The 18419-nt window shown below is 58.2% G+C and carries 17 protein-coding genes and 1 pseudogene; 12 read left to right on the forward strand and 6 right to left on the reverse strand.

Annotated features, from left to right (window positions below; translation table 11 throughout):
- From FPL11_RS01595 to FPL11_RS10260, 9 genes and pseudogenes are all read left to right on the forward strand, one after another.
- Nucleotides 1-273 (forward strand): lysophospholipid acyltransferase family protein (locus FPL11_RS01595; protein WP_484385948.1); only part of this gene is annotated, 273 nt, incomplete at its 5' end.
- A 3-nt stretch (nucleotides 274-276) separates the two neighbouring features.
- On the forward strand, nucleotides 277-1218 hold the full coding sequence (gene rfaD / locus FPL11_RS01600; protein WP_144346948.1) for an ADP-glyceromanno-heptose 6-epimerase: 942 nt from the start codon (nucleotides 277-279) through the stop codon (nucleotides 1216-1218).
- A 573-nt stretch (nucleotides 1219-1791) separates the two neighbouring features.
- Entirely contained in the window at nucleotides 1792-2574 is a 783-nt protein-coding gene (locus tag FPL11_RS01605) for a hypothetical protein (RefSeq protein WP_144346949.1), read from the forward strand.
- 29 nt (nucleotides 2575-2603) lie between these two features.
- Nucleotides 2604-2873 (forward strand): LpxL/LpxP family acyltransferase, encoded by a 270-nt coding sequence (locus FPL11_RS01610; RefSeq protein ID WP_144346950.1) that lies wholly within the window; start codon nucleotides 2604-2606, stop codon nucleotides 2871-2873.
- A 3-nt stretch (nucleotides 2874-2876) separates the two neighbouring features.
- Nucleotides 2877-3407: pseudogene (locus tag FPL11_RS01615) on the forward strand (NAD-dependent epimerase/dehydratase family protein); the annotation flags it as partial.
- A gap of 111 nt (nucleotides 3408-3518) precedes the next feature.
- Entirely contained in the window at nucleotides 3519-4847 is a 1329-nt protein-coding gene (locus tag FPL11_RS01620) for an O-antigen ligase family protein (RefSeq protein ID WP_144346951.1), read from the forward strand.
- Nucleotides 4848-4929: 82 nt separating this feature from the next.
- Nucleotides 4930-5892 (forward strand): glycosyltransferase, encoded by a 963-nt coding sequence (locus FPL11_RS01625; RefSeq protein WP_144346952.1) that lies wholly within the window; start codon nucleotides 4930-4932, stop codon nucleotides 5890-5892.
- Nucleotides 5893-6266: 374 nt separating this feature from the next.
- Nucleotides 6267-6911 (forward strand): glycosyltransferase family 9 protein, encoded by a 645-nt coding sequence (locus tag FPL11_RS10055; RefSeq protein ID WP_159308525.1) that lies wholly within the window; start codon nucleotides 6267-6269, stop codon nucleotides 6909-6911.
- Nucleotides 6898-8067: a glycosyltransferase family 4 protein gene (locus FPL11_RS10260; RefSeq protein ID WP_412549250.1), complete on the forward strand. Its 1170-nt coding sequence runs from the start codon at nucleotides 6898-6900 to the stop codon at nucleotides 8065-8067. Before FPL11_RS10055 ends, FPL11_RS10260 begins: the two co-directional genes overlap by 14 nt.
- On the opposite strand, the gene FPL11_RS01640 is transcribed toward FPL11_RS10260, so the two are convergent.
- The 4 genes from FPL11_RS01640 to FPL11_RS01655 form a co-directional block, all read right to left on the reverse strand.
- Nucleotides 8056-9150 (reverse strand): glycosyltransferase family 4 protein, encoded by a 1095-nt coding sequence (locus FPL11_RS01640; protein WP_159308526.1) that lies wholly within the window; start codon nucleotides 9148-9150, stop codon nucleotides 8056-8058. The two genes, FPL11_RS10260 and FPL11_RS01640, sit on opposite strands and share 12 nt — an antisense overlap.
- A 261-nt stretch (nucleotides 9151-9411) precedes the next feature.
- Nucleotides 9412-10380: a UDP-glucuronic acid decarboxylase family protein gene (locus FPL11_RS01645; RefSeq protein ID WP_144346956.1), complete on the reverse strand. Its 969-nt coding sequence runs from the start codon at nucleotides 10378-10380 to the stop codon at nucleotides 9412-9414.
- Between the two features lie 24 nt (nucleotides 10381-10404).
- Nucleotides 10405-11466, reverse strand: coding sequence for a lipopolysaccharide heptosyltransferase II (gene waaF / locus FPL11_RS01650; RefSeq protein WP_144346957.1), 1062 nt, complete (start codon nucleotides 11464-11466; stop codon nucleotides 10405-10407).
- Nucleotides 11463-12422 carry a lysophospholipid acyltransferase family protein gene (locus tag FPL11_RS01655; protein ID WP_235013501.1) on the reverse strand — a complete coding sequence of 320 codons (960 nt, stop codon included), beginning with the start codon at nucleotides 12420-12422 and terminating at the stop codon, nucleotides 11463-11465. The genes waaF and FPL11_RS01655 overlap by 4 nt, the downstream gene beginning before the upstream one ends.
- Before the next feature lie 99 nt (nucleotides 12423-12521).
- Between FPL11_RS01655 and hldE the strand changes: the two genes are divergently transcribed.
- Nucleotides 12522-13982 carry a bifunctional D-glycero-beta-D-manno-heptose-7-phosphate kinase/D-glycero-beta-D-manno-heptose 1-phosphate adenylyltransferase HldE gene (gene hldE, locus FPL11_RS01660; RefSeq protein WP_144346958.1) on the forward strand — a complete coding sequence of 487 codons (1461 nt, stop codon included), beginning with the start codon at nucleotides 12522-12524 and terminating at the stop codon, nucleotides 13980-13982.
- Here hldE and FPL11_RS01665 read toward each other — a convergent pair.
- Entirely contained in the window at nucleotides 13964-14674 is a 711-nt protein-coding gene (locus FPL11_RS01665) for a 3-deoxy-D-manno-octulosonic acid kinase (RefSeq protein ID WP_144346959.1), read from the reverse strand. The genes hldE and FPL11_RS01665 overlap by 19 nt on opposite strands.
- Between FPL11_RS01665 and FPL11_RS01670 the strand changes: the two genes are divergently transcribed.
- Both FPL11_RS01670 and FPL11_RS01675 read left to right on the forward strand, forming a co-directional pair.
- Nucleotides 14666-15769, forward strand: coding sequence for a glycosyltransferase family 9 protein (locus FPL11_RS01670; protein WP_144346960.1), 1104 nt, complete (start codon nucleotides 14666-14668; stop codon nucleotides 15767-15769). The genes FPL11_RS01665 and FPL11_RS01670 overlap by 9 nt on opposite strands.
- Entirely contained in the window at nucleotides 15766-17106 is a 1341-nt protein-coding gene (locus FPL11_RS01675; RefSeq protein WP_144346961.1) for a 3-deoxy-D-manno-octulosonic acid transferase, read from the forward strand. Before FPL11_RS01670 ends, FPL11_RS01675 begins: the two co-directional genes overlap by 4 nt.
- On the opposite strand, the gene FPL11_RS01680 is transcribed toward FPL11_RS01675, so the two are convergent.
- Entirely contained in the window at nucleotides 17081-18400 is a 1320-nt protein-coding gene (locus FPL11_RS01680) for a TolC family outer membrane protein (RefSeq protein ID WP_144346962.1), read from the reverse strand. The genes FPL11_RS01675 and FPL11_RS01680 overlap by 26 nt on opposite strands.
- Between the last annotated feature and the right edge of the window lie 19 nt (nucleotides 18401-18419).

Here is an 18419-nt window from a genome sequence, read left to right on the forward strand (position 1 = left end):
ACATTGTTCGGCAAGCTCGCCGAGCGCACGAATGCGCCGGTGGTGATTGGCTGGGCGGAGCGCCTTGAGCGGGGACGCGGCTATCGGCTGCACTGGCGGCGGGTGACGGAGCCGGTGGGCGACCCTGACCCGGAAGTGGCGGCGACGGCGTTGAATCGGGAGATCGAGCGGGTGGTGGAAGCGCGGCCCGCGCAGTATCAGTGGACGTATCGGCGGTTTTCGCGGCGGCCGGCGGGGTGGGCGAATCCGTATGAAAGAACATCTGAGGGGTGATTAGTGATTGTTGTAACCGGTGGCGCTGGATTTATCGGCAGCAACCTTGTCCATGGGCTCAATGCGAGGGGTCGTGACGACATCGTCGTCGTTGATGATCTGACAGATGGGCGGAAGTTTCTCAACATCCGGGACGCGGGCATCGCGGACTATCTGGATCAGGATGAGTTTCTGGATTGGCTTGCGGAGAGTGGCGATCACCGCGTGGACGCCGTGTTTCATCTAGGTGCCTGTTCCGACACCACCGAGTGGGACGGCCGTTACATGATGGAAAACAACTTCGAGTACTCAAAACAGGCGCTTAACCTGTGTCTGCTCTATAACGTGCCGTTCATCTATGCCTCGTCCGCTGCGGTTTATGGCGGCGACACCGACTTCACGGAACAGATTGGCCGCGAGCGGCCGCTCAACGTCTACGGTTATTCGAAGGCGCTGTTTGACCAGTACGTCGCCAAGCTCATGCCCGAGGCCGAGAGCCAGATTGCGGGTCTGCGGTATTTCAACGTGTACGGACCCCGCGAACAGCATAAGGGCGGCATGGCCAGTGTCGCCTACCACCACCGCCAGCAGCTGCGTGACACCGGGCGCGTCAAACTGTTCGAGGGCTGTGACGGATACGGCGACGGTGAGCAGCGTCGGGACTTCGTCCACGTGGACGATGCCGTCGCGGTGAACCTGTGGCTATTGGATAACCCCTCGGTGAGCGGCGTATTCAATTGCGGGACGGGGCGATCGGAGCCGTTCAATCATGTGGCCCAGGGGGTTACGGAGTACTTTGGAGAAGGCGAGGTCGAATACATTCCCTTCCCCGCTCACCTCGAAGGGCGGTATCAGAGCTATACCCAAGCCGATATCTCGAAGCTGCGTGAGGCCGGGTATCGCGGCGAATTCAGGGATGTTCGTGCTGGGGTGAAGGATTATATGGCCTGGCTGGACGATGGTTGATAAGAGCAGCCGGGGAAGGACGGGGCTGATCCTTGCCACTACCAGTCGAGGTGTCTACGCACTCGACCCCAAGCAGTCAGCTGCTCCGAAGAAAATTTTAGAAGTGCGCCCCAGAGGATTTTGGGGGAGACGGCACAAGCTTGGCTTCTTCGGCGTAGCGAGCGACGCTCGGAGTAACGTTTATCTTGCTGAACGCGTCCAACCTTCATGGGTAACCAAAAAACAACTTACTAGTGTTTCTTGCTTATCTTGCGGTGATCTGTCGCTCAAGTCTGTTGTGGATGTCCCAGGTTGTTCAGACGTGCATCAGATTGCCTTTTTTAAAGAGAGCTTGTTTCTCACTGACACTGCGAAAGACAGAGTTTTAGTCTTTGATTTGGCCTGTAGTTCTATCGTTGGCGGCGCTGAAAAAATGAATATTGAACTTCACCCACGATCACGAAGATAAAGAAGCATAGTTTGTCCGGTTATAGGTAAGCAAGCTCCCTCAGGTGGGCAATTTGGCGATCTGTTTTCTTTTGACGATTTGTAAGCCCACCAATTTCGATTTATTTTTCAAAATAGCTTCATACAATGACGATATTAAACAGGAATAAAAAGTTCATCTACCTCAAGTCTCATAAGACTGCTGGAACCTCAACAGAGGTCTACTTGATCACACAGACCGCATTAGGTTCCGACATCTATAGGACAAGCAAAGATATTGAGAAGTATGGCTTCCCCAAGAAGCGCAGAGATAGAGAATTTGCACGTTTTAAAAAAGCTCTTCCAGCTCCTCGCCATTCAGCAAGTGACTGGATTTTAGCAACGAAATTGAAGTTTGGATCAAAGATGAGGGTCCGCGAGCACATGACGGGCAATGATGTTCTCGACCTTGTGGGGCAGGACTTTTTCAATCAGTGTTCGGTGGTCACGAATGTGAGAAATCCCTGGGATGCATTGGTCTCTAGTTATAAGTGGCAGCAAGGTGGTAGAGGAGGCGGTACACAGCCCTTCGAGTGTAGCTTCTCGGAATTCTTAAGCAGGTCACTGAGTGTTGGAGACAATGGAATAAGCATCGCCGAAGAGTATCTTTTCGATCCGTATATCAGCGGTCGGGGCTGGTTGATCGATAGGGTGATTTTTTTCGAAGATCTTGCAAATTCTATTGACGAGACTTTGAAGACTTTTCGGGTGGAAGGTGTTGGGTTCGAGAATGCATCAATTTACGAAAAGCGGACTCGGAAAAAGGAGGATTATCGTATCTGGTATTCGGATGCCGATGCCTACGCTGTTGAAGAGCGATTCTCTCGTTTTCTTTCCTGGTTCAGATATGATTTCAATAGCCCCGGAACGCCGCCGATGATGGGGCTTTAGTCGGTCATGCACGGCTAGGTTGATGGGTATTGTTCGGCAAGCTCGCCGAGCGCACGAATGCGCCGGTGGTGATTGGCTGGGCGGAGCGCCTGGAGCGGGGACGCGGCTATCGGCTGCACTCGCGGCGGGTGACGGAGCCGGTGGGCGACCCTGACCCGGAAGTGGCGGCGACGGCGTTGAATCGGGAGATCGAGCGGGTGGTGGAAGCGCGGCCCGCGCAGTATCAGTGGACGTATCGGCGGTTTTCGCGGCGGCCGGCGGGGTGGGCGAATCCGTATGAAAGAACACCTGAGGGGTGATTAGTGATTGTTGTAACCGGTGGCGCTGGATTTATCGGCAGCAACCTTGTCCATGGGCTCAATGCGAGGGGTCGTGACGACATCGTCGTCGTTGATGATCTGACAGATGGGCGGAAGTTTCTCAACATCCGGGACGCGGGCATCGCGGACTATCTGGATCAGGATGAGTTTCTGGATTGGCTTGCGGAGAGTGGCGATCACCGCGTGGACGCCGTTTTTCATCTGGGTGCCTGTTCCGACACTACCGAGTGGAACGGCCGTTACATGATGGAAAACAACTTCGAGTACTCAAAACAGGCGCTTAACCTGTGTCTGCTCTACAACGTGCCGTTCATCTATGCCTCGTCGGCTGCGGTTTATGGCGGCGACACCGACTTCACGGAACAGATTGGCCGCGAGCGGCCGCTCAACGTTTACGGTTATTCGAAGGCGCTGTTTGACCAGTACGTCGCCAAGCTCATGCCAGAGGTCGAGAGCCAGGTCGCTGGGCTGCGGTATTTCAACGTGTACGGTCCCCGCGAACAGAACAAGGGCGACATCTGAGCTATACTCAGGCCGATATCTCGGAGCTGCGTGAGGCCGGGTATCGCGGTGAGTTCAGGGACGTTCGTATTGGAGTGAGGGGTTATATGGCTTGGTTAGCGAATGAAGGCTGATAAAACCGCCGTCAGTGATGACTGCCGGGACCGAATCAGCGAACGGATTTCCGTTTTTCTGAGCATATCGGCGGCCGCGATGGCTGCCTTTGCAGTCGTTCTGCCTTCCGGTTACTCCATTGGCGCACTATTTCTACTTATCGGTAGCGTTTTCGGACTAATTCGGAGCGGAGTTCCACATATAGACCGAACGGCATGGGGGGTCGTCTTCGCTATGTCCGCTTATTCGACTTATTGGATCACTCATGCGGCCTTACATGGAGCTGATCCATCTGCATTCGATCAAACGAGCCGTCTGTTGCTTGCCGTTCCTGTATTGCTGGCAACTGCTATGTATGGGTTACGCTGGGTCTTCATATGGATCGGCATTGCGCTTGGCGGTGTCTCAACCGGTGTTATAGGGCTTTATGAGACCTATGTTGAGTCGGCTAGACGCGCTTCTGGAGGGGTTGGTCCTGAACACTTCGGCAATCTCTCTATCTTTTTCGCGTCTCTCAGTATTGTCGGCCTAGCATGGATGAGTGAAACGCGCCAGCCCATACGCTATCAAGTAATTCCGATACTGGGCATTCTCGGAGGCTTCGCTGGATCGTTGGCCTCCGGGACGCGCGCCAGCTGGATCGCCCTACTAGTTCTACTTGTTTTAATCACTTTCGCACTCCTCCGCCTCCGTTTGCGACGAATGCTACTTGTGATGGCTGTCGCAATACTAGTGGGTAGCAGCGCATTAGCAACTACTATGGATCACTCCTCATTCGTTACGAGACTGCAAGGTGCAGCGGAAGATATCAGCCATTTCTACACTGACGGGGCCCGGGCTGGATCTATGTCGAAAAGGTTCGATGTCTGGAAGGGTTCTTTAAGACTCTTCAAGGAGAAACCGTTATTCGGTTGGGGTGACCGCGGTTATCAAGAAGAAATGAACTCACTTGCGGAAAGCGGGTATATTACAAAAGGCGCAGCGAGGCTGAATCACTCACATAATGATTGGCTGAATGCTTCTTCAAAGCGAGGCATTCTGGGTTTAACAATCTTGGCAGCGCTTTACTTTTTCCCGATCTGGCTATATCTTCGATTTTTCCGTTCTGAGCAAAGCCCGTCGGATCGCATTATTTCTTTAGGCGGATTAGTTGCGTCTACGAATTTTTTGGTGTATGGGCTTGCGCATCATGCGCTTGGCTCAAATAATGGTGTAATGAACTTTGCTTTCTGGACCGCAGTATTCTGCGGGTACATCACCAATGCGAAACGTTATAACGAGCTTTCAGAGAGCTGTAATCAGATCTCCCATGAACCGCAGCGGATCAGCCGCAGTTGACCCAGAATATACGCAATCTTCAAACGTAAAGGCAATTTCCTTTCGTGAAAATCACGTTAATGATTATTTCTTTTAGGACAGCTTGGGTGTTAGTGAGGTGAAAATACTACATGTTACCGATAGAGATTTCCCATTAACCGGTGATGAAGGTGGGGCGCCGCAGTCCCTTATTGCCCTAGTTGATGCACAGAACAAGCAAGGGCATGACGCGGGTATTGTGACAACTGGGTCATCAAGGGTGGCATCAATCCATTCTATAAGTGGCCGCGGCGGTGAAGCTCAGAAACTTTTGGAGCTATGCGTCGACACTGGCGTGGATATCGTTCACTTTCATGCGGAAGCGAATCGATTACAGCCGACGTTAATGCAAAGGCGCATTATGTCTGTGACGCACGTCCGCGGATTGCACGACCCATCACTGGATCGCTCTATAAATCGTATATATGTTTCTCGCAGTCATGCCCAGCAGCATAGAGGCAGGCGATATGTCTATAATGGGATTGACGTTCAAGATATCCCATATCGGGAAGATCCAGGGCAATATTTAGCCTTCCTTGGGAAGGTGCGTCGTTCTAAGAAGGGTGCTGCTGAAGCAATAGCTGCGGCGAAAAAATGTAAGCATCCATTGAGAATCGCTGGAGGGCGGAAATTCAAAATCAAGGAGACATGGTTGCCGTTTCAGTCATTGATTTCAACACTGGGTGTCTTGGGCGGTGGAGAAAAGTACGAATTCCTTGGAAATGCAAAAGCGCTTCTGTTCCCAATCAGATGGGAGGAGCCGTTTGGCCTTGTGATGATCGAAGCGATGGCGACGGGAACGCCGGTGATAGCGTTTAACCGTGGTGCTGTTCCGGAGATCGTAAAAGACGGTGTCACTGGGTTCGTCGTCGAAGATCTAGAGGGCATGTGTGCAGCAATCGGGAACATCTCGTCACTTAGTCGTTCTCAATGTCGTCGGCACGTGCAAGAATCGTTTTCCATTGAGAGAACTTCTAGCTCGGTAATAGGTTGTTATCAGGATGCCCTCGCAGGGAGCATTTGGTGACATTACCGTCTCGGATCTTGCTAACACGTACAGATAAGCTTGGCGACTTTATGCTCGTGTGGCCGGCGCTTGCGCTGTTGCGTGCCTCGCTCCCGGCTGCGCGGATCGACGTACTCGTCGGACCGGCTGGTGTTCAGATTTCACAGTTGTGCAGGTACGTCGATAACGTCTTAGTTGATCATGGGCAGCCTGTTGGGGAGATAGCGGATGTTATCAAAGGCAACAAGTATGACGCGGCATTATCGTTTTTTGTTAATCGTAGAGCGGCGGCAGCGTTATGGGTAGGCCGAGTACCGTTCCGGCTCGCGCCAGCGACCAAGATATACCAGGTATTGTTTCACGGCCGGCAGGTGCAGAGGCGATCGAAATCGCTCATGCCCGAGTACGAATATAACATCGACCTGGTGCGCGCCTTACTCAGGCATTATGGAAGGGTGGTTCCCCAAGTCCCGAGCGGCCCCTACCTTGAGTTTCCATGCGAGTGTCTGGATCAGCGTCTCAAAGAGGTGGAAACTACCTACGGGTTCTCGAACGGAGCGAAGTTGATAGTTATACATCCGGGCAGTGGTGGGTCCGCACGGAACATGACGCCAGAGCGTTACGCTTGGCTAGCAGGAAAGATTTCAGAATTCGGCGATTGTTTCTTTCTCATAACAGCAGGGCCAGGAGAGGAAGGCGTAGCGCTGAGTGTTAACGATGCGATTGAATCCGCCCCTTCCGCGGTGCATTTTTCAAATCGAGGCATTGAAAAATTTGCCCAATTGATTGCCGTTTCAGATGTCTTTATTAGTGGATCAACAGGGCCACTTCACGTTGCTGGTGCGCTGAATGTGAACACAGTAGGGTTCTATCCTCGACGGCAATCGTCGACAGCGTTGCGTTGGCAGACGATCAATAGTCCATCTAAACGGCTTGCGTTTAGCCCGCCGGCGTGGGCAGGCGAAGACGATATGGACGCTATCGATCTTACGTTAGCCGCGTCAATAATAGGAGAAAAATATCTCTGTGGCAGCGAATAACGCACGAACTACCCCGAGACGGGTTTTGGAGGTTTGCTTAAGCGCTAGCTGGGGAGGCCTCGAAATGTATCCCGGTAGAATAGCCCCTCACTTACAAAAGCGGGGGTGGGAGGTTTATGGTCTAACGTTACGCGGTGCGAGGGTTGAAGAGGCACTACGGAGGCACGGGTGCAATGTAAAGACTTTCAGGTCGCGGTGGCTTTCTCTCCTCAACATTTGGCAGGTATTAAGCTATATACGTAGGAACGATATCCATATTGTGCACTGTCACAAGTCGAGCGACATGCAGATTGGGGCTTTGGTGGTTCTTTTTAGGCCCGATATCAGGCTTTTTTTCACTGACCATATGGGTGTGAAAAAGCCGAAAAGTGATTGGTATCACCGATGGGTATATAATAAGACAGCTCGCGTTTTTTCGATCAGCAAAGCCACTTATCAGTGGAATCGGTATTCATTACCGGTAACAAAGAAAAAGCTCACCCAGCTATATTATGGCGTCGACCTTGAGGCCTATACGGCTCCTCTGGCAGACCAGAAGGTTCGTCAAATCAGGGCGGATCTCGGAATTCGGCCCGGCGCCGTCGCCATTGTGCTCCCAGGGCGTATTGACAGAAGCAAGGGGCATCATATCTGGCTTGACGCATTGCGGGAGCTCTCCAATAAGGAGGGCTTGCCGGATTGGCAAGGTATTATTCTAGGTGGCGTGGATCCCCAAGATGCGCATTCGTCGGATTATTTTGGTGAACTAAAGAGATTCGTTGATAATAGCGGCTTAGATGGGGAGGTAATCTTCGGGGGTTTCCGAGACGATCTCGCTATGTGTCTACGGGGGGCTGATATCGCGTGTATACCGTCAGCGTGTGAGGCCTTCGGATTAGCAGTTATCGAATCAATGGCATCGGGTTGCGCGGTGGTGGGGTCGGCCTCAGGTGCAATCCCTGAGTTGCTAGGCGAGGATCGAGGGCTGACGGTTGAGCCGAGTGATCGTTCGGCTTGGGCAACGGCGCTTGAGTCCCTGCTTCGTGATCAGCGGAAGCGAAACTCCCTCTCGTCCAACGGAGCGGCGTGGGTGAGGGAAAATTTCTCAATGGACACTCATGTTAACAGGCTTACGGATTACTACTTGGGCATTTCAGGGTGTGAGTCAAGGGAGTAGCTGGTGATAGAGAGCGGCCGTTGATTCAACCGTTTTTCTGATATCAAAGGAACGAAGCATTTTCTCTTTAGCGCGTTGGCCCATGCGGTCACGAAGTTCTGAGTCAGCAATCAGCTTCGCTAGGTGACGGCTAAAGGCATTCAGGTCATCTATTGGGACGATGAAACCGTTGTCACCGTCGTCAATTATCTCAGGTAGGCCACCGGCGTTGGTTACTACGGCCGGGATTCCCTGTGCCATTCCCTCAATCACTGACTTCGGGAGGCCCTCTCTCCTCGATGGCGCTGTATTTATGTCCAATCCAGCCAAAATGTGAACGGCATCCGACCGGTAGCCAGTGAAGTGCACTCGAGATGCAATGTTAGAGTTGCTTGCCAATTTTTCGATATTAGGGTCACGGACCTCACCAATAAGGATAGCATGTACGTTGTCTGGTAAAAAATGTAGTGCCTGGATCAACATATCAGCGCCTTTAATGTAGCGCATATTCGCGACCATGCCGACCAAGATAGAGTCTTCCGGTATAGCGAAAAGTTCATTAATTTCGTGGCGTGCTGTGTGCCTATCGAGTCCTGAGTACCAGCTGATATCGTGACCCTTGTGTATTGTTACTAGCTTGGTCTCGGGTACACCGTTTGATGCGAGATCGGCCTTAACGGCATTCGACACACAGATCAGGCAATCTAATCTTGGGTTGAGCCACTTTAGGTAGCAAGTGGGATCCCAGCGTGAGACGTGGCCGACGGCTCCTCTGTAGGCAATGACTTTGTTTTTCAACCCATAGCTCGCTGTTATAAAGTTGGCGACCTGTCGGTTGCCTAACCCATGGAGGATGTCGAACCGCTCATGTATTACCCAATTTCGTATCAACTTGGCTTTTGGGAGGTCGATATTACTTTTAAGGTCGAGGGTGCGAGTTGGTACGCCGGCGTCGCGCAATTTGGTTAAATGAGGCGACGATGACTCGAATGCTGCGTGGGCATCGATGCCGTGGTCGCGTAGCCGGATTATTAGCTCCACTTCAGTAACATGCCCTTCGCCGACGGCGATGAGTGCTTTCGGGTTCGCGGAGGTCGGGCTCATTGGTGTGCCTTCTGTAGTTATCACAGTACTGGAGTGGTGCTGGTTGTCGCGCATAATTTGTGGGCGGTTCGATTGTCGGAGCTGGGAATGTTGCCCGCTTGTGCTGATTGTAAGTGTGTTTTGCGGACCACCTCCGCCGGCTGCAGGGGCTCGAGGCTATCGAGCAGCCTCGGCAGGTTCGCTTCCTCGTCCTTGGTGATGATGGCGACGGACAAGGATAGTGCCTGTCCCAGAGTTTTTGCTCCCGACTCGTCGTTCAACTTAGCTCAGCCCGCGTTCGACGAGATCGCGGAAGTACGCGACGGTCGGCTGCAGGCCGTCGACCAGCGGTACTGTTGGCGTCCACTCGAGGGTCTGCTGGGCAAGACTGATGTCGGGCTGGCGCTGGCGCGGGTCGTCGGCGGGCAGCGGTGCGTGGATCATCTGGCTTTTCGCTCCGGTTTCGTCGATCACCGCACGGGCGAGCTCGCGCATGGTGAACTCGCCGGGGTTGCCGAGATTGACCGGGCCGGTCACCGCGGCATCGGTGTTCATGAGCCGGATCAGCCCTTCGACCAGGTCATCCACATAGCAGAACGAGCGGGTCTGCTCGCCGTCGCCGTAGAGCGTGATGTCGTCGCCCCGCAGCGCCTGCATGATGAAGTTCGAGACCACGCGGCCGTCATTGGGGTGCATGCGCGGGCCGTAAGTGTTGAAGATCCGCGCCACCTTGATTTCGAGGTCGTGCTCGCGGTGGTAGTCAAAGAACAGCGTCTCGGCGCAGCGTTTGCCCTCGTCGTAGCAGGCACGCGTGCCGATTGGGTTGACGTGTCCCCAATAGTCCTCGGTCTGCGGGTGGATTTCCGGGTCGCCGTAGACCTCGCTGGTGGAGGCCTGAAGGATCGGGACATTCAGCCGCTTCGCGAGTCCCAGCATGTTGATCGCGCCGTGCACGCTGGTCTTGGTGGTCTGGACCGGATCGCGCTGGTAGTGAACGGGCGAGGCCGGGCAGGCCAGGTTGAAGATGCCATCGACCTCGACGAATAACGGGAAGGTCACGTCGTGGCGCATCGCTTCGAAATGCGGGTCATCGAGCAGATGGGCGATGTTGTCGCGGCTGCCGGTCAGGTAGTTATCGACACACAGCACGGCATGACCGGCGCCGATGAGTCGGTCACACAGGTGTGAGCCAATGAACCCTGCGCCGCCGGTGACGAGGTACGTTTTACGGAAGTGGTTACGAGTCGGCATGAGTAGGGCTCTCGGCTGGTTGCATCACGTGACTGGCGGTGCGGTGTGATCGATGGCCCGGATGACTTCGTCGGGCGAGATGCCGCGCAGGCAATTGAGGTGTCCCAGCGGACACTCTCGGGCAAAGCAGGGGCTGCACTCGAGGTGGTGGTAGATAATCTGCGCGTGCCTGCTAAGTGGCGGAGTATATTCAGGATCTGACGACCCGTACAGGGCGATCACGCGGGTCGGCGTGGCGGCTGCGATGTGCATCAGCCCCGAATCGTTGGTGACCACCGCGGTGCTTGCAGCCAACAGATCAATGGCCTGGCTGAGGGTTGTCTGCCCAGCAAGATCGAGGGCGCCGGGCGCATCCTGCGCAATCGACCGGGTGATCTCGGCATCTTTGGCTGCGCCGAGCAGCCAGACCGCCGCGTCACGGGCCAGATAATGCCGCGCCAGTGCGGCAAACGACCCGGCCGGCCAGCGCTTAGCCGGGCCGTATTCGGCGCCGGGGCAGAGGGTGATGATCGTGCCTGTCCCAAACCGCGGCGCGATCTCCAGGTCCTCGAGCGTGCGCTTTTGCTGCGTGGCGGTGCTGGTGAGTGCGGGGGTGGGTTGGGTCGTGCCCGGTTGGATTGTGCCTGTCCCAAACTTCCCGCCCTCGGAGTCGGCCAACGACACGAAGCGGTCCACTGTCCGGTAGGTGCGCTCACGGTCGAGTGGGCGGATGTCGTTGAGCAGGCCGTAGCGGTGCTCTCCCAGGTAGCCGGTTCGATGCGGTATGCGGGCGAGCCACGGCACGAGGGCCGCTTTGGCCGAGCGTGGCAGCACGATGGCCTGGCGATGGCGCAGGCGTTTTAGTGCCTGTCCCAATCTCCAACGCCTGAGCAGCCCCAGTTCGCCGTGGGCCACCGGCAGTGTCAGGGTGTGGCGCACTTCGGGCATGCGCTCGAGTAGTGCCTGTCCCCAAGTGGGTGCGATCACGTCAATCGGGCGCTCGGGGGATTGCTGCCGAAGTGTTTTGAAAAGGCTCTGCGCCATGACCATGTCGCCCACCCAGCCGGGGCCCACTACCAGCACGGCGTCATCCCGCTGGTTGCTCATGAGCGATCTCCACGCCGGTTATGCGGTTTTTGCAGGGCGTCGGCATAGGCGGGGCGCTCGTCCGGTGGGGGGTGCTTGAAGCGCCGGTGGAGCCAGAGGTACTGCTCGGGGTGGGCACGAATCCCGCGCTCCAGCACGGCGTTCATCCATTGGGCGTCGGTGCGGTCGTTGCCGGTGGGGAACCCGTCCATTGCCGGGCCCAGCGAGACGGTGTAGCCATCGCCGGCCGTGTTGACGTGGAAGAACATCGGCACGACCCGGGCGTTGGTCATGCGGCAAAGGCGCATCAGCCCGGTTGTCGTGGGTGTGCGCACGCCCATGAAGGGGACGAATTCGCTGTTCTGAGTGCCGTAGTCCTGATCGCCGGCGTACCAGACAGGGATGCCCTTTTTTAAGGTCCGAACAATCTGGCGAAGATCGGTCCGCGGCAGCACGCCTGCCAGGGTGCGCGAGCGGCTGCGGAGCATCGCCTGATCCATGCCCGGTTTTTTGCGCATCGGCTTGTAGATGACAGCCATGCGAATACGCGGGCCGATCAGTCGTGCCGCGAGTTCAACGCACAGGAAATGACCCGAGAGCAGGATCACCGGTCTCCCGTCGGACTGCGCGGCCTGCAGATGCGCCAGCCCATCGACTTGGCAGGGGATCTGGTCCACTGCCCGTCCGCCAAACCAGGCGAGTGCGGTCTCGGCTACCGCACGACCGGTGTAGCGGAGGTTGGCTCGAATGACCTGCTCGCGTTGTGCCTGTCCCCATTCAGGAAAGCACAGCTCAAGGTTTCGGTTCGCGACGCGGCGGCGCTGGGTCGGCAGTCGATTGAATAGGCCACCGAGGGTTTCGCCTAATTTAAATGCAATGCGCGGCGGCAGTTTGCCGAGGCTCCAGAACAGGGCAAGGGTCAGTCGCTGACTGATTCGGTTGCGCATCGTGGGCGCGGGCGGGCTGGCATCGGTCACGTCAGGAGGAGCTCTGATCGGCTGTTGGCGCGTGCTTGAGCGCGGTGGCTGCTAGAATCTGAGTCATGGTTCACACAATCTACCGCCTCGAGGGTTTCGATGCAGCTTGAATTGCCGGATTTTGAGGCCGCCCGGGTGCTCGTGGTCGGTGATGTAATGCTTGACCGCTACTGGCACGGCCCGACCCGTCGTATCTCGCCTGAGGCGCCGGTGCCGGTGTTGCGCGTGGATGGCGAGGACATGCGACCGGGCGGCGCGGCCAACGTCGCCATGAATCTTGGTGCACTGGGCGTTCAGGTGCGAATCATCGGGCTCATCGGGGATGACGACCACGGCCGGCTTCTGGAGGCCTCGCTGCAGGCCGGCGGCGTCGAGCCGATGCTCAAGCGTGTCGATACTCACCCCACGATCTGCAAGCTGCGCGTGCTCAGCCAGCGACAACAGCTCATGCGGCTTGATTTCGAGCGGCCATTCACGGCCTCGGAAACCGACGGCCTGACCGATCTGTTCAAATCCGCGCTCGCGGATACCGATGTCGTCATCGTCTCCGACTATGCCAAGGGCACGCTCTCGCACGTCGAGGCGCTGATCGCTGAAGCGCGGAACGTGCCTGTCCCAATCCTCGTCGACCCCAAAGGCACGGACTGGCAGCGCTACGCCGGCGCGACACTGCTCACCCCCAACCTTGGCGAATTCCGGCAGTACCAGGACAGGCACGGTGCCGGTCGGCCGGCTCGGGGGGATGAGGTTTGGGACAGGCACTTTCTTGAGACGGTCGTCCCGCCGGCGCTGGATGATCTGTCAATCGGGGGAATGCTGGTGACGCGCGGCGAGGCCGGGATGAGCCTGCTGCGCTCCGACGCGCAGCCATTCCACCTGCCGGCTCACGCCCAGGAGGTTTTTGATGTGACCGGCGCGGGCGATACGGTGATCGCCTTGCTGTCGGCGTCGCTGGCCGCGGGGTCCGATTTCCATCAGGCGACCGCGATCGCCAACTTTGCGGCCTCGCTGGTCGTGGCCAAGGTGGGTACGGCGTCAGTGACCGTGCCGGAGCTGGAGGCTGCGATCGGGCAGTCACCGCGGGATCATCCAGTCACCGACCCGCAGACGCTGCTGAAAATCCTCGAGCCGCTGCGCGAGCGCGGTGAGCGCATTGTCATGACCAACGGCTGCTTCGATCTTCTACACGCGGGGCACGTCCATTATCTGGGACAGGCGCGGGCACGGGGCGACCGCCTGATCGTCGCCGTCAATGACGACGAATCCGTGAGACGTCTCAAAGGGGCAGGCCGTCCGGTGATGCCCCTGGCGCAACGCATGGCAGTCCTCTCGGCGTTGGCGGCGGTTGATTGGGTCATTCCGTTTGCGGATGACACCCCCGCGAATGTGATCGAAAAGCTGCTGCCCGATGTGCTGGTCAAGGGAGGAGATTATCGACCGGAGGCGATCGCCGGCTACGACGCCGTCACTGCGGCAGGTGGCGAGGTGGAAGTGCTTGATTTTGTGGACGGCGAATCCACCAGCTCAATCATTGAGCGCATTCAGGGGCCTGACTCGTAGGCCTCGAGCAATCGCGGCCAGCCCCGCTCAGCCGCGCCCGTCAGCCCGGGCTCTTGGTCGAGCGAGCGTTTCAATCGCGCCAGGCTCCGGGTTTTCAGGAGAGCGTTGGCACGCAGGTGCCCTCGGTCCCAATCGATCAACCAGACTTCATGGCTCTCATCGATCAGTATGTTGCGAACATTCAGATCTGGGTGATGCGCATTCGCATCATGAAAGCCGCGCAACACCCGCCCGATCTTCGCCCAAATCGCCGACGAAGCCTCGTCAGCCACCCGATCGGCCATCGACCGAGCGCCCGGGATCCGTTCGGTGAGAATGTCCGCCGTGTAGGTCGTCGTCTGTCGCTGAACGCGTCCTAAGAATGGGACAGGCACAAAAAAATTCAGCGCTCGCAACCGCGCCATCACCGCCAGCTCCCGCCACGGACGGCTCCGCGAAAGCCCCGTCCAGATAAATCGGTCGTCGCTCAAGTGACGGGGCAGGCCGCCACGGCGGTAGTGACGCAGCACTAGGTGCTTACCGTGGGCACGCAGGAAGTAGGCCTGGGCGCGACCGGTGGCCTGACCGTCGAGCAAGCCCCGAGCCCGCAGCGCGTCAACATCGAACAGGTGGGGGGAATGGCTGGCGGGCGAGGCCGGATCTGGGCTGATAAAGTACTCATCATCCTCTTGTCGGACGCTTATATGCCCCATTACCGTCCAAACCCGATTGAACCGCTGCCAGAGCGGTTGTGTCTGTTTCGTCTCTCAGCGATTGGCGATTGCTGCAATATCGTTCCCGTTGTCCGCACGCTCCAGACCCAGCTGCCGGATACGCAGCTCACCTGGGTAATGGGCAAAGTGGAGGCCAGTCTACTGGGTGATCTGGATGGCGTGGAAGTCATTGCGCACGACAAAAACAACGGGACAGGCACATTGCGGCGCCAGCTTGGCGCCCGCAGATTCGATGCCTTGTTGCTGATGCAGGTCGCGTTGCGGGCGGGCCTGGCCTCGAGAGCTGTCCGTGCGCCGCTACGCGTGGGGTTTGATCGCGCTCGGGCGCGGGACGGTCATGGCCTTTTCATCAATCGTCGGATTCCCGCATCACCGCCCGGTCATGTCACTGAGGGGTTTTTCGGTTTCTGTGAAGCACTCGGGGTCCGGGATCGAACGCTGAAATGGGACATCCCGGTCCCGCAGGCGGCGAGGGACGAGGTTGATCGCTTGGTCGCAGGGACGCCGCTGATGGTGATCAGCCCCTGTAGCAGTGAGCGCTTTCGCAACTTCCGCAACTGGCCGGCCGAGCACTACGCCGAAGTTGCTCGGCATGCCGCCCTACACCATGGCCTGCAGGTCGTTCTCACCGGCGGGCACAGCGAGCTCGAGCACGCCTATGCAGAGCGTATCGAGCGGGCGCTGGCGGGCAGCAACAACGTGCCTGTCCCAAACCTCGTGAACCTGGTCGGTCGCACCAACCTGAAAACCCTGTTCGCCCTCATCCAGCGCGCAACGGTGGTGATTGCTCCCGACTCGGGGCCGGTGCATATGGCGGTGGCGGCGGGGACGCCGGCTATCGGGCTCTACGCGACGTCCAACCCGGATCGCACCGGACCAGTGCTGGGCCGAAAGTGGGTGGTCAACGCCTATCCGGCCGCTGTTCAGCGCTTTCTCAAGCGATCGGTTGAAACAGTCCGCTGGGGCCGGCGTGTGCGCGATCCCGATGCCATGTCGCTGATCACCCCGGCGATGGTGGTCGAGCGTCTGGATCAATTAATGGCGACGCCCGCCGATGAGCGGTTGCGCGAATGAACCTGGCTGCCTATCGCCTGATATCCCGAGCGCTTTCGCCGGCTTATCGCGTCTATCTGTGGCGTCTGGGGCGGAAAAATACCGCTTTTAAAAACGGTCGGGAGCAGCGCTGGGGCCGCTTTGGCAGTCACCCGCCAAAGGCCGGAGCCATCTGGGTGCATGCCGCTTCGGTGGGGGAAGTGCGGGCGGCGCAGAGCCTGATTGATCGGTTGGTGTCCGACGGGCGCTCTCTCTATATCACCACCAATACGCCAACGGGGTTGGAAACCCTGGCGCGGCGATATCGGGGGACCGTCGAGTACGGGTATGCCCCGGTGGATGTCCCCGGGGCTGTCGAGCGATTTGTGGACACCCTTTCACCGGCGGCTGCCGTGTTTATCGAACTTGAGATCTGGCCGAATCGTCTCGACACACTTGCCCGGCGGAGCGTCCCCGTGGCGCTGATCAATGCCCGCCTGAGCGCCGCAAGTCTCAAGCGATATCAGCGACTGGGTGCCCTGATCAAGCAGTCGCTCCGGGGGCTCACCTGCCTGTGCGCACAGACCGAGGAGGACGCCCAGCGGTTCAGTGAATTAGTAGGGAGGGATGGGCCGGATAACGTGCCTGTCCCAAAGCGGCATATCCACATCACCGGGAATCTCAAGTTCGATCAGCCAGTCGATGCCCGTCAGGCGGAGGCCGGCACGCGGCTTAGAGCCTTTATAGGCGGGGAGCGCCCGGTCTGGGTGGCCGCCAGTATCCGGCAGGGAGAGTCCGAGCTCATCCGACAAGCCCATCAGATGGTGCTTGAGGCCTTTCCTGATGCGCTTTTGATCGCCGTGCCCCGCCATCCCGAGCGCTTCCAGTGGCCGGCTGATGGTGCGGGCGGGTCCGAAGAAGTTTGGGACAGGCACGTTGTCAGCGCATCAGATCTCAACGATTCCATCGCTCTGGACCGCTCCACGAGGGTCTTGCTCGGCGACACCATGGGTGAGATGCCCCGATATCTATCCGCGGGGGATCTGGCATTTGTTGGGGGAAGTCTGGTGCCCGTCGGGGGGCACAACCCGCTTGAACCCGCCGCCCTCGGTAAGCCGATCCTGATGGGGCCTTTCGTGACCAACTGCCAGCAGATCGATTCGCTGCTAGGCCGTTGCGCGGGGCGGATCAGAGTCGAGACCGCTGCCGACCTGGCCCAGTCGGTGATGGTGCTGCTTCGGGACAGGCACTTTCTCGAGCAAACCGGCCGCAATGCCCGGACGCTCATCGAAGCCCACCGCGGGGCCAGTGAGCGGACGCTGGATATCCTTGAGCGGTGCGTTCTGCCGCCGCTCAGGACTCCCCGAGCAGATCATTGACCCGCTCGAGATCAGCTTCGGTCAACGTCCCGGCGGCCTGCCGTAAACGCAGGGTGTTCACCAGATACGCGTTGCGCGCCTGCTCGTAATCGCGCTCGGCGTTGAATAGCTCGCGCTGCGCGTTGAGCACATCGACAATGGTCCGAGTACCAACCTCAAAACCCGCTTCCGTGGCCTCCAGCGCAGACCGGGTCGAAACGCGGGCCTGATCAAGTGCCCGCACCCGCTCCAGCGCTGTTTGAACGCCCCGGTATGCATCCGCCGCGTTGCGGCCGACTGTCCGGCGCGTTTCCTCAAGCGCCTCGCGCGCTTCGGTATACCGGAACTGCGCTTCGCGGACATTGGAGGATACTTCGCCGCCCTGATAGAGCGGGAAGTTGAGCTCAACACCCGCACTCAGTTGGTTGGTTTCACGCTCGATACCATCGTTGTTGTAGTTGCGCGAGCGGTTGTATCCGGCCACCAGATCGGCGGTCGGCAGGCGCCCGCCGCGCTGGACATCAACCCCTTCCATGGCGGCCTCTGCGGCAAACCGGGCAGCCGCCAGCTGGCGGTTTTCCTCTTCGGCCTGCTCGCGCCAGGTGGCCGGATCCTCGGGTTCGGGAGCGGTAAGCGAGACTTCAGCCCGCACGGCATCGAGCTGTTCCGGGGCGCGGTCGGTGAGTTCGCGCAGCTCCTCTCGCCGGCTCTCGAGATCGTCTTCGGCCTGCAGCCGCTCCGCCTGGGCCAGATCGGCTCTCGCTCGGGCTTCTTCGACATCAGTGCGGGCGATCACTCCCACCTCGAAGCGCTGCTCGGCCTGATCGAGCTGACGTCGGATCGCGTCGAGGTTCGCTTCCGCCGCGTCCAGCGCCTCGCGGGCGTCGAGCACTGCGAAGTAGCGCTCAGCCACACGCAGGATAAGCTCCTGCCGGGCAAAATCGAACTCGGCCCGCGCCTGACTGACCTGAGCGTCCGCTCGATCGACAGCCTGGCTCTGTGAGTAGCGATACAGCGGCTGGGTCAGCGATACCCCGTAGGTAAGCTGTTGGAACTGATCGTCGGTCTCCCGATTATCGATCGCATCGTAGGTCGAGCTCAGCGCGACGTCCGGTTTCAGTCCGGCCTGTGCCTGTGGCAGCAGCTCCTCTCTGGCGTTGCGATCTGCGATTGCCTGCTGAAACTGCGGGTCGCTGGTGCGCGCCTGCTCGTAGATGCTCGTCAGGCTCTCGGCGTTCGCCAGGTTCGGGACAGCCACAAAAATGGCCGCCGCAAAGAGCGCCGTCCGCGCTGGCGTCTGTTTGGGGTCACGCATTGCGTAATAACCTGCTTGA

Source organism: Spiribacter aquaticus (assembly GCF_007625215.1).
GTDB classification, from domain to species: Bacteria; Pseudomonadota; Gammaproteobacteria; order Nitrococcales; family Nitrococcaceae; genus Spiribacter; species Spiribacter roseus.